Annotated in this window: 15 protein-coding genes; all 15 read left to right on the plus strand. The window is 34.4% G+C overall.

Features of this window, described 5'->3' with window-relative positions:
• The first annotated feature begins 2 nt into the window (after positions 1-2).
• The 15 genes from GPK60_RS02595 (at position 3) to GPK60_RS02665 (ending at position 11,331) form a co-directional block, all read left to right on the plus strand.
• Positions 3-428 (plus strand): hypothetical protein, encoded by a 426-nt coding sequence (locus tag GPK60_RS02595; RefSeq protein WP_008393101.1) that lies wholly within the window; start codon positions 3-5, stop codon positions 426-428.
• 31 nt (positions 429-459) lie between these two features.
• Entirely contained in the window at positions 460-690 is a 231-nt protein-coding gene (locus tag GPK60_RS02600; RefSeq protein ID WP_021739838.1) for a hypothetical protein, read from the plus strand.
• A gap of 166 nt (positions 691-856) precedes the next feature.
• A complete protein-coding gene (locus GPK60_RS02605) occupies positions 857-1,627 on the plus strand; it encodes an ABC transporter ATP-binding protein (RefSeq protein WP_003061398.1) in 771 nt (256 codons plus the stop codon).
• Complete coding sequence (locus tag GPK60_RS02610) at positions 1,617-3,584, plus strand: ABC transporter permease (RefSeq protein ID WP_215658789.1); 1,968 nt, start codon at positions 1,617-1,619, stop codon at positions 3,582-3,584. Before GPK60_RS02605 ends, GPK60_RS02610 begins: the two co-directional genes overlap by 11 nt.
• A 58-nt stretch (positions 3,585-3,642) precedes the next feature.
• Positions 3,643-4,302 carry a DNA-binding response regulator gene (locus tag GPK60_RS02615; RefSeq protein WP_015530206.1) on the plus strand — a complete coding sequence of 220 codons (660 nt, stop codon included), beginning with the start codon at positions 3,643-3,645 and terminating at the stop codon, positions 4,300-4,302.
• Positions 4,299-5,303 carry a sensor histidine kinase gene (locus GPK60_RS02620; RefSeq protein WP_055223653.1) on the plus strand — a complete coding sequence of 335 codons (1,005 nt, stop codon included), beginning with the start codon at positions 4,299-4,301 and terminating at the stop codon, positions 5,301-5,303. The genes GPK60_RS02615 and GPK60_RS02620 overlap by 4 nt, the downstream gene beginning before the upstream one ends.
• Positions 5,304-5,447: 144 nt before the next feature.
• Positions 5,448-5,672, plus strand: a complete 225-nt coding sequence (locus GPK60_RS02625; RefSeq protein ID WP_008393106.1) for a hypothetical protein — start codon at positions 5,448-5,450, stop codon at positions 5,670-5,672.
• 142 nt (positions 5,673-5,814) lie between these two features.
• Complete coding sequence (locus tag GPK60_RS02630) at positions 5,815-6,549, plus strand: MerR family transcriptional regulator (RefSeq protein WP_008393107.1); 735 nt, start codon at positions 5,815-5,817, stop codon at positions 6,547-6,549.
• Positions 6,542-6,745 carry a PLD nuclease N-terminal domain-containing protein gene (locus tag GPK60_RS02635; protein WP_008393108.1) on the plus strand — a complete coding sequence of 68 codons (204 nt, stop codon included), beginning with the start codon at positions 6,542-6,544 and terminating at the stop codon, positions 6,743-6,745. The genes GPK60_RS02630 and GPK60_RS02635 overlap by 8 nt, the downstream gene beginning before the upstream one ends.
• A 1-nt stretch (position 6,746) precedes the next feature.
• Entirely contained in the window at positions 6,747-7,646 is a 900-nt protein-coding gene (locus tag GPK60_RS02640; RefSeq protein ID WP_044929915.1) for an ABC transporter ATP-binding protein, read from the plus strand.
• Positions 7,643-8,413 (plus strand): ABC transporter permease, encoded by a 771-nt coding sequence (locus tag GPK60_RS02645; RefSeq protein ID WP_008393110.1) that lies wholly within the window; start codon positions 7,643-7,645, stop codon positions 8,411-8,413. The genes GPK60_RS02640 and GPK60_RS02645 overlap by 4 nt, the downstream gene beginning before the upstream one ends.
• Before the next feature lie 399 nt (positions 8,414-8,812).
• Positions 8,813-9,229, plus strand: a complete 417-nt coding sequence (locus tag GPK60_RS02650; RefSeq protein ID WP_015530205.1) for a sigma-70 family RNA polymerase sigma factor — start codon at positions 8,813-8,815, stop codon at positions 9,227-9,229.
• Positions 9,230-9,235: 6 nt separating this feature from the next.
• Positions 9,236-9,484: a helix-turn-helix domain-containing protein gene (locus tag GPK60_RS02655; RefSeq protein WP_002323370.1), complete on the plus strand. Its 249-nt coding sequence runs from the start codon at positions 9,236-9,238 to the stop codon at positions 9,482-9,484.
• A 374-nt stretch (positions 9,485-9,858) separates the two neighbouring features.
• Positions 9,859-10,062: an excisionase gene (locus tag GPK60_RS02660; RefSeq protein WP_004613735.1), complete on the plus strand. Its 204-nt coding sequence runs from the start codon at positions 9,859-9,861 to the stop codon at positions 10,060-10,062.
• A gap of 78 nt (positions 10,063-10,140) precedes the next feature.
• Complete coding sequence (locus GPK60_RS02665) at positions 10,141-11,331, plus strand: site-specific integrase (RefSeq protein WP_215651902.1); 1,191 nt, start codon at positions 10,141-10,143, stop codon at positions 11,329-11,331.
• Positions 11,332-11,499 lie beyond the last annotated feature (168 nt).

Raw genomic sequence — 11,499 nt, forward strand, 5'->3', positions numbered from 1 at the left:
CAATGAAGAAAAAATTACCATTTATCATTGAAATTATTATAGGCATAATCTTTATATGTTTTGGATATTTCGTTATTGATACTGACTACTACTCTACACTTTTTTATGCAATAGGGCTTGGTTTAGCTTTTGCTTCTGGTGTTCAATTATTGAAAATTTGTTATTATGAAATGCCAAAAAATAAAGAAAAATTGGAAAATATAAATAGAGAAAATCACATCAATAATGTTGATGAAAGAAAAGTATTTTTAAGAATGAAAGCTGGTTCTTTAGTGTATCAGATAATGACCTTCGTGTACTTGTTTGTTGCGTTTGTATTTGCGTTACTTCATATTGAAGCTTGGATTATAGGAGTTATCTTTGGGTTATTCCTACTGCAAACATTTTTAGGGATTGTTCTGTATAAACATTTTGAAAAACATTTTTAAAACATTCGCTAAATTATGATGAGGTAATACTATGATAGGACTTAAAAAACGAGATATTAAAAAAGCCTTGAAAGCAGGAGCAAAAGCTGGCGGTGTATCATTGGCTGATGTTCGGGCGGATATTGAAGCAACGATTGATGAAGCTATGAACAGCACCGACCCAGAAGTGCAGGCAAATTTCAAAAAGTATTTTGGAAATAAACGCCCTACACCAGAGGAATACATTTATACCATTACGAAAAAGACAAAGGTAAAATTATAATAAAAGGGTCGTGGAAATGCTTCACAGAATTGTGATCTGCATTATCACGGCTCTTTTACTCTCTGTTTACTTTCAAAACTGTAAGTGTAATTGAATACTGCCCTTGCTATAATTTAATTGTATTCCAAAACAAATAAATGTGGCAGGAAGAAAGGAGCGATTTTTAATGGAACACATTTTAAATTTAGAGCAAGTAAAAAAATACTACGGGGGTAACTCTGGAAATATCACAAAGGCAGTAGACGGTATTTCTATGTATGTAGATAAGGGCGAATTTGTCGCAATCATGGGAGCTAGTGGTTCTGGAAAGACTACCCTATTAAACTGTATCTCTACGATTGATACTGTAACCAGCGGACACATTACAGTCAATAATCAAGATATTACCAAAATCAAGGATAAAGATTTTGCTGATTTCAGACGTGAAAATCTAGGGTTCATTTTTCAAGATTTCAACCTTTTAGATACTTTAACGATTGGAGAAAACATTTCTTTATCATTGGTTATCAACAAACAGAACCCTACTGATATTGAGAAAAGAGTTCATGCTATCGCCGATAAATTGGGTATTCGTGATATTTTATCGAAATTTCCTTATGAAGTTTCTGGCGGACAAAAACAGCGTTGTGCTTGTGCTAGAGCCTTAATCAATGAACCGAAACTGATTTTAGCTGATGAACCGACGGGAGCTTTGGACTCAAAAGCTTCCAGATTATTACTGGAAACAATGTCTGAAATCAACAAGAAAATGCAGGCTACTATTTTAATGGTAACACATGACCCGTTTAGTGCGTCTTTCTGTGAACGTATTTTGTTCTTGAAAGACGGTAAAATATTCAATGAAATTTTCAGAGGGGAAAAAAGCAGAAAAGATTTCTTCAATGAAATACTGGATATATTAACCTTGCTCGGAGGTGAAGTGGGAAATGTTAGGTAAGTTAGCGTATAGAAATACAAAAAGAAATATTAAAGATTATTTGATTTATCTGATAACCGTTACTGCATCCTTTTCTCTTATATTTGCTTTTAATTTGGTGGCAAGTTCTGATGAAATTGTAAAGTTATGTTCCAGTATGGATGCATTTAAGAATTCATTGTTCGCTGTAAATATCCTTATTATTTTTGTGATATGCTTTTTGATCAACTATACAACGAAATTTATGTTTGAAAAAAGAAGTAAAGAATTAGGAACATATATGCTTCTTGGCATTAAGAAAAAAGAAATTGCCCACTTAGTTATAATTGAAAATATACTGTTGGGAATTTTAGCATTTGTATTAGCTATTCCTATTGGCTTTTTATTCAGCCAGTTTGTGTCGTTAGTAATTGTAAACTTACTGGGTATTCCAAAAACTCTCTTTATTTCTTTGAATTTTGTTTCTATTGGACTATTGATAATTTATTTTTTAACTATTTATGTTTTGGTTTTACTTAATCTATTAAGAAGAATAAGTAAAATGACGATACGTGATTTTCTTTACTTTGATAAACAAAATGAAAAGAAAATGTTCCGTGACAGTAAAAAAAGAAATGTCATTTTTGTTTTAAGTATTATTCTTGGTGCGATTTCTCTTTTTCTCTGGAATTCACGTTGTACTATGGATAATTTTAATAAGCAAGAAACACTTACCTATTTGATGGTAAGCGTAATCATGTTGATTATCAGCATTTATGGTATATCTACAACTTGTGCAGATATGTTCTTGACTGTTTTGTTAAAGAATAAAAAAATGAAATATCAAAATGATAATCTGTTTGTAGCAAGAACATTTGCTTCTAAAGCAAGAACAATGAGCTTCACATTTGGTACATTGTCTATGTTGATTTTAATTTCACTGCTGGCTCTGAATTATTCTAGTATCAACAAAGCTTCGTATGATATCAGCGTGAATTTAAATGCACCATATGATGTACAACTCTTTGATGATAAGCAGGTATTTGATGAATATATTCGAGTAATTGAAGAAGAATATACGATTGATAATACCATTGAGTACGACATTTATAAAGAGCCGAATCATCAGGTACAAAATTTTTTCCAATCAGAATATTATGATTTTGACCCAGTCTTGAAGTTAAGTGATTATAATAGGTTACTAGAATTAAGAAAGATGCCGTTGCTTTCTTTAAATGATAACGAATACTATATAGTTACAAATAGCAAGTTTGCATATGAGGTTGAAGATAACAAAGACATTGAAACTATAACAGTAGCAAATAAAAATTTGAAATTAAAAGGATATGACACTAAGTCTTATTGGAACTCTATAACTAATACTGGCAGATTTGTTGTTGTACTTCCAGATAAATATGTTCAAGGACTTGAAGTATCAGAAAATCATTTGATTATAGATACAAAAGAAGAAACAGATGCAGAATTAGAAAACAAGATAAAAGAAGATATGCAACATCAATTAGTAAAGGTTGATAAAAATGGAGAAATAAATGACGAATCGTATAGAGTAAATGTAAGAGGTGCAGAAATAGAACAACAAAAAGCAATGGTTGCAATAGTAGCCAGTCTGTTTATGTACATTGCATTTATTTTGATTTCCGCAGTAGGGACAATTTTGGCAGTTCAATCATTGAGCGACTCTACTAAATACAAATATCGCTACTTGACCTTGCGAAGATTAGGAATAAATGATAAGTCGCTATTTAAGACAATCAGAAAACAATTATTGATATTATTTTGTGTCCCTGCAATATCAGCAATATTATGTTCTTTTGTGATGATGTCGTCATTGAATAATGTGTATCAACAAATTTTGGGAGATAAACACCTTTATCTAATCTACTTTGGCTTGAATTTAATTATCTTCTTCCTAATTTATAGTATTTACTGGATTGCAACGTATATTGGTTTTAAACGAAATATCAACGAGGAGAGTTAGACTTTTCTAGCTCTCCTACTGTGAAATTATTATAATGATAAATCAAGGGGGTGTTGAAATGAGAATAGCAATTATCGAAGATGATGAAATCACTCGTTTGGAGCTTTCTAAATTATTGAACACACAAGGATATGAAACAGTTTTATTGACTGACTTTGGAAACCTGACAGATGAATTAAAGCAATATTCCATAGAACTGGTTCTGCTTGATATTAACCTGCCGTATGAGAATGGCTATGAAGTATGCAGGAAAATAAAACAAGTCATGCCAGTACCGATTATCTTTGTAACAAGCAGAGATACAAATGCTGACGAATTGAAAAGTATTCAAGTGGGTGGGATTGACTTCATAACAAAGCCGTATGACACGCTTATTCTTCTTGAGAAGATCAAGCGTGCATTGCAGTTGTCAAACCCGAATAATTTCCGTGAGCTTGTCAAAAAAGATTGTACCCTTGATTTACATTTATCCATTTTGAAGTATCAAGAGCAAAGCATTGAACTGACAAGAAATGAATTTCGTATTTTGTACTACTTCTTTATGAACGAAGATAAAGTTATTAGCAAAGAAGAACTATTGGAAAAGCTGTGGAATGACAAATATTATATAGACGAAAATGTATTATTGGTTAATATGACCCGTCTAAAAAAGAAAATGAAAGAAATCGGTATTGTTCATTTATTGGAAAATATACGAGGAAAGGGTTGGAAACTGTGAGTTTTTTTACATTCTTAGAAGAAAAAATAACAGAGATATTGTTTCAGCTTTTCTTTCTTGCCGTAGTAGCATTTCTCTTGATTTTCTACGGTGTAGATACGCTGTTTGTTGTATCGTTGGTAATTCTGTTCATCAGCATACAAGGGCTTTTTCAATGGTGTTTGTATCGGAAGAAACGTAACGTTTCACAACATATTATTGATTTAGTAGACGGACTGGAAGAAACCTATTATATTGCAGACGTTTTACCAAAGCCAAAAGAATTTCAAAATAAAGCCTATTGCTACGCACTAAAAAAAGCCTGCAAATCTATGAATGATGAAATCGGCAAAATCACAGAGGAAAAGCAGGACTATCAAGAATATGTGGAAAGTTTCGTCCATGAAATTAAAATACCGATAGGAGCATTGTCTTTGACGTTTGACAATACAAAAAATTACACATTAAAAAAAGAAACAGACAAAATATTTCAGTTAGTGGAACAAATGCTCTACTATGCAAGAAGCGAAAATACGGAAAAGGACTATTTTGTAAAACAGTTGCAGTTAGACGAAGTGATACATAATGTCATTCTGAAATTCCGTCATTCGCTTATGGAAAGAAAAGCAATTATCAATATCCATGACATAGAAAATGTCATTTATACTGATGAAAAATGGCTGACATTCATTCTATCTCAAATCGTGCAAAATGCGATTAAGTATTTTGATAAGCAAGAAAATAAACTGACGATATACAGTCAAGACAATGGTACAAATATATTGCTTGTGATTGAAGATAATGGTTGTGGAATAAAAGCGTCTGATTTATCCCGTGTATTTGAAAAAGGTTTTACGGGTTCAAATAGAAACAAAGCAAATGCAACGGGTATGGGACTGTATCTATCGAAAAAATTATGCGATAGGTTGGGCTTGAAATTGGATATTGCTTCTACGGAAAAAGAATATACAAGACTGACCATTACATTTCCAAAAGGAACAGTTCATAATTTTTCAGAGTAATTTGAAAACCATGCCAACATTGATACGGTGCTTTAAGTGGGCTTGCATTATGGAAAGCTTTAAGTACAATTCTTTGCAATCAAATTCCACCTAATAGAACACTATTTTTTACAGTAATAGACGATTGAATTTAGGAGTGATACCATGATAGGGCTAAAAAAACGTGATATAAAAAAAGCATTGAAAGCTGGTGCAAAAGCTGGCAGTGTATCATTTGCTGATGTTCGGGCTGATATTGAAGCAACGATTGACGAAGCTATGAACAGTACAGACCCAGAGGTGCAGGCAAATTTCAAAAAGTATTTTGGAAATAAACGTCCTACGCCAGAAGAATATATTTATAAGATTACCCAAAAGACAAAGGTTTAAATGTTTATCCCGCTTCCTGCGAAGCGGATTTGCAGTATAAACTATGTGATAGAACATTAAGTTTAAAAAATTACCCCACGTAACGTATTGCTTGTAACGCTACGTAATGACATAAAATGAAAACAGAAAGGAGGAAAAGGCTATGTCAAAATATACGACAGGAGAAATAGCAAAGCTTTGTGGAGTATCTGTTAGAACAGTGCAGTATTATGATGAACGTGGTATCTTAATACCTAGTGAACTTTCTGAAGGTGGCAGACGACTTTATTCAGAAGATGATTATAAAAAACTGAAAATCATTTGCTTTCTTCGTGATGCAGGTATTTCAATTAAAAGCATAGGAGAATTGTTATCTGAAAGTAATCCTAGCAGTGTTATTTCTGTTTTGCTTGAAAAGCAAGAGCAACTTCTTCAAAATGAAGTAAAAGAAAGACAAGAGCAACTTGCTATGCTAGAGGGCATAAAGAAAGCACTGAAAGGAATAGAAAATTTCTCTGTTGAATCAATCGGAGATATAGCTTATGCAATGGAAAACAAAAAGAAAATGAAGCAGTTACACGCAGTTCTGTTGATAACAGGTATTCCCCTAAATATAATTCAGTGGGTTAGTATTATTTTATGGATTACTACTGGAATACAGTGGTTATTTTGGGGATATATCTTGGTAGCGATTCCATATGCAATTTTTATAATACGATTTTTATCAAAAAGGATAGTATATATCTGTCCACAGTGTCATGAGATATTTAAACCTCATCTGAAAGAGTTTATTTTTTCAAATCATTCCATGACGCTCAGAAAACTGACGTGTACCAGTTGTGGATATCATGGTTTTTGTGTTGAAACCTATCGAGAGGAGGAAAAAAATAATGAATAATGTTACTGAATTTTTACCGTTTTTAGTACCGTTAGTAATCTCAGAATTAGCCCTGCTGGCGTATACACTTTATCATATTCTAACTCATAAGAGCTATAAAAGAGGTAATCGTACTTTATGGCTTATTGTTGTGATTGTTGGTATGCAATTTATTGGACCTATCCTTTATTTCTTGCTTGGGAAGGAGGATTCTTAACGTGGATATGCTTCGTATCACAAACTTAAAGAAACATTTTGGGGATAAAGAAGTTTTGACAGGGTTAAATTTATCTGTACCCGAACATAGTGTTTTTGGTTTTGTAGGGGAAAATGGTGCTGGCAAGACAACAACAATGAAAATAATCTTAGGGCTTCTAAAGTCGGACAGGGGTGAAGTATTTGTATCTGGTGAAAGGGTAAAATACGGACAAACTGCAACTAATCGTTATATTGGGTATCTTCCTGATGTTCCAGAGTTTTACTCCTTTATGACAGCAAGAGAATATCTTAGATTATGTGGAGAAAGTTTGGAAATGGGAAAAAACGACATTGAAAAAAGAAGTGATGAACTTTTAACTCTTGTTGGTCTTTCCAAAGAAAATCATCGTATTAGAGGGTTTTCAAGGGGAATGAAGCAACGACTTGGGATTGCACAAGCACTTCTTGGACGCCCCAAAATTTTGATTTGTGATGAACCGACTTCTGCACTCGACCCGATTGGAAGAAAGGAGATACTTGATATTCTACTTTCTTCCAAAAAACAGACAACGGTATTGTTTTCAACACATATTTTATCTGATGTTGAACGAATCTGCACAGATGTTGCTTTTTTAAATAATGGAAAAATAGCTATGCAAGGAGCAGTTGCCGATTTAAAAAATGTGTGTTCTTCACACGAATTTATTGTGGAAACAATAAAAGCAGACGACGCTGAATATCTTTCTAGTGTATTCACAGACGCTCAATTAACCGCAAAAGATACTCTTTTATTCTTGGGCGAACAATTTAAAATGTTTGAAGTGCTTGAATTTATTACAGAACATAAAATATTAATTTCTAAAATCGAGCGTGTTGAACCCTCACTAGAATCTCTATTTATGGAGGTGGTGTCAAAGTGAAATCGTTTATTGCTTTTTTAAAAAAAGAAGTTTTTGAATGTATCAGAAGTGGAGAACTTACATTTTTCTGTATTCTGTTTTTGATTTTTGGCATTATGAATCCAGCAATTGCAAAACTTACGCCGTGGATGTTAGAAACGCTTTCTGATTCTTTGGCAGAACAGGGAATGATGGTTACAGAAGTTACAGTGAATGCTCTTACGTCGTGGACACAGTTTTTCAAAAACATTCCTATTGCGTTAATTGTATTTGTGTTTCTGTATAGCGGAATATTTACAAAGGAATATGAAACAAATACTCTTATACTTATTTTAACTAAAGGACTATCTCGCTATAAAGTAGTATTTGCAAAATTTTTTGTGATGTTTACAATGTGGACGATTGGGTATTTGTTATGCTTTGCTGTAACTTATGGATATAACGCCTTTTTTTGGGATAACAGTATTGCTGTTGGACTACTGCCTGCTATGGTACATTGGTGGTTGTTTGGGGTATGGATAATAGGTCTTATTGTTTTATTTTCCGTTCTTGTTAAAAGTTATACGGGAGTGCTTTTAGGGACTGGTGGCAGTGTTCTAGGTGTGTATCTTATTAGCTTTTTTCCTAAAGCTTGGAAATACACTCCGACTACTCTAATGGAAAGTGCTTCTTTGCTGATTGGTACTAAATCTATTGAAGATTATGGAATTGCAGTCCTTATAACTATTTTATTGGTCGTTATTTGTTTGATTGTAAGTATTACTGTAATGAATAGAAAACAGTTATAATGTTTAGACTTTCAAGTTATATTATTATATTACTTTTTGATGATTATTTATTTTAATTGGCATAGGTGGAAAAAATATGTGATTTGATTTTTATAACAGTTTCCTTTCAAAACTACACTAACATTATTAAGGTGCTTTAAGGGGGATTGTATTATGGAACATTTTAAGCGAAATTCTATACAATCATACACTACCTAACAGCTTTTTATTAAAAACTGAATATTTTATAGCTTTAATAGCTCGTATAAAACTATATGTTTTGTGCGGGCTTTTTTCATGCCTAAAAAAATTTTTAAATTTTTTCGGTTTCAACTTAGCAAATCACACCTGCCGTTCCCTATATGGTGCGGAAAGAGGGATAACCACTTTTCACGTCGTAACGGAAAGGGGGTGCGATTGATGAAACCGTCTGACTTCCAGAAAACAGTTCAATGCCGTTTTGAAAGTTGTTTGAAGAAAGTTGTCCGACATGTTGTTAAGGACTATCAGAAGAAATTAAAGCGACGACAAAAGGAAGAAACGCTTTTTTGTGAACTTCCAGAAATCGTTGTAGAAAGTCTGGCTGTCTGGGACGACTATGATACGGACTATACGATTTTCAATGTATGCGGTAGTGATATTCGTATTTGTGATGATGAACTGGCAGAAGCCTTGAAACATTTGTCTGAGCGTAATCGAGAAAATTTGCTGATGTATTATTTTTTGGAAATGAGCGATACCGAGATTGCAAAAAGACAAAATATTTCAAGAAGTGGTGTTTTTCAAAACCGACACAATTCACTAGAGCTTATGAAAAAAATACTAAAGGAGAAATGATAGCAAATGAAACACACAATGAAGAAGCCGTCCTACTATTTGCTTTCGCAGGCAATGGACGGGGACGAAAAAGCGATTGAAAAGATACTGGCATTTTATGACCCGTACATATCAAAGTGCTGTCTGCGTCCACTCTATGATGAATACGGCAATGTTTATATTGTTGTAGATATGGAGTTAAAGGGACTCATCAGAGAAGCACTTATTAAAATGATTTTAGGGTTTGATATTGCCTTAGAAATCGAAGAAGAATAACAAGCAGTAACCGCAGAGCATGATTGGTTCAATCCCCTCTTTCCTGCTCTGCACCTGTTTTTACATGAAAGCAACACGCTTTCGCCACAGCTCTTTGACAACTGAATAAAGCAGACAGATACGTTTGTGAGATAGCGAGCCACGGGGACTGTACGCCACGACCTTTTCAAAAGAAAGCGAGCGACCCACGCAGTGATCCGAGAGCGACTGTTGGAAAAGTCGTTTTGCCACGACCTATCCTCACAGAATAATGATACGTCCGCATGGTGCGGTTCTGCCCACAAGAATGGGAATAGTTGAGATACTAATGGAGCTTTCCAAAGCCGTCTGTCTGCTTGTAAAAAACAACACACAGTAAAGGGGGTGCATAGATTATGAACAATACTGATGTGCCTATCTGGGAAAAATATACACTGACGATTGAAGAAGCGTCTAAATACTTCCGCATTGGCGAAAAAAAATTGCGTAAATTAGCCGAAGAAAATATTGACGCTGGCTGGGTTATCGTGAACGGTAATCGTATTCAGATTAAGCGAAAACAATTTGAAAAAATCATAGATACATTGGACGAAATCTAATGTCATTGAGCCGTAGATATGGTATAATAAAGTATAGCGTATCACGGCTCATTCCATGACGGAAAGGAGCTTTACACTATGTCTAATGTAAAACGAAAAGACAGTAAAAATCGCAATTTGCGTAATGGAGAGAGCCAGCGAAAAGACGGAAGATACGTTTATAAATATACCGATATATACGGAAAGCCACAATTTATCTATTCTTGGAAACTTGTACCGACAGACAAGACACCTGCTGGAAAGCGTGATGATATTTCATTGAGGGAAAAAGAAGCACAGATAAAAAAAGACCTTAACGACGGTATCGACACAGTCGGCGGTAAAATGACAGTCTGCCAGCTTTACGAGAAAAAGAACAGCCAAAGAAAGAACATCAAAAGGGCTACCGAAAAGGGACGACAGTATCTTATGAACGCTCTGAAAAATGACCCATTGGGTATGAGGGCGATTAATACTGTTAAGCAGTCGGACGCTAAAGAATGGGCTATCAGAATGAGTGAAAAAGGATATGCCTATACAACAATTGATAACTATAAGCGTTCCTTGAAAGCGTCATTTTACATGGCGATACAAGACGACTGTATCAGAAAGAACCCATTTGAATTTAAACTAAGTGATGTTCTGGAAGATGATACAGAGCATAAAGTTATCCTTACACCAGAGCAGGAAGAACGCCTGCTTGCCTTTATGGAAAAGGATAAGATTTACAGCAAGTATTATGATGAGGTTGTGCTTCTGTTGGAAACGGGACTTCGTATTTCTGAATTTTGCGGACTGACGACGCATATTGATATGCAGAACAAAATACTCAATATAGACCACCAGTTATTGAAAGACAGCGAAATCGGCTACTATATTGAAACGCCAAAAACCAAAAACGGAAAACGGGAACTTCCATTGACAGAACGGGCTTATCAAGCAATCCAAAGAATACTAAAGAACAGAGGAAAGGCACAACCGCTGATTGTAGGTGGTTACAGCAATTTTCTATTCTTAAACCGTGAGGGCTTGCCTAAGGTTGCAGGAAACTATGAGGGTATGGTGCGAGGGCTGATTAAGAAGTATAACAAATATCACACGGACAAGTTACCGAACATCACACCACATTCATTCCGACATACTTATTGTACGAATATGGCAAACAGAGGAATGAACCCAAACACCCTGCAATATCTCATGGGACACGCCAACATAACCATGACACTTGGCTATTATGCACACGGTACATTTCAATCTGCAAAAGCAGAACTGGAAAGACTGGCTTGTTAATATCGGAGCGTATATTTACTACTCATTTACTACTTTTGGTTGCATTTTCATGCTGGTAAATGCCAGCTTATGCAAGGTATCTTCCGAAAAGAAAATACCGATAAAGCCCTAAAATACGGGATATATCGTCATTTACCAACTTATGAAAAGATAATCAGAAATTTAGTA

Source organism: Ruminococcus sp. MCC718 (assembly GCF_018783905.1).
GTDB classification, from domain to species: Bacteria; Bacillota; Clostridia; order Lachnospirales; family Lachnospiraceae; genus Hominisplanchenecus; species Hominisplanchenecus faecis.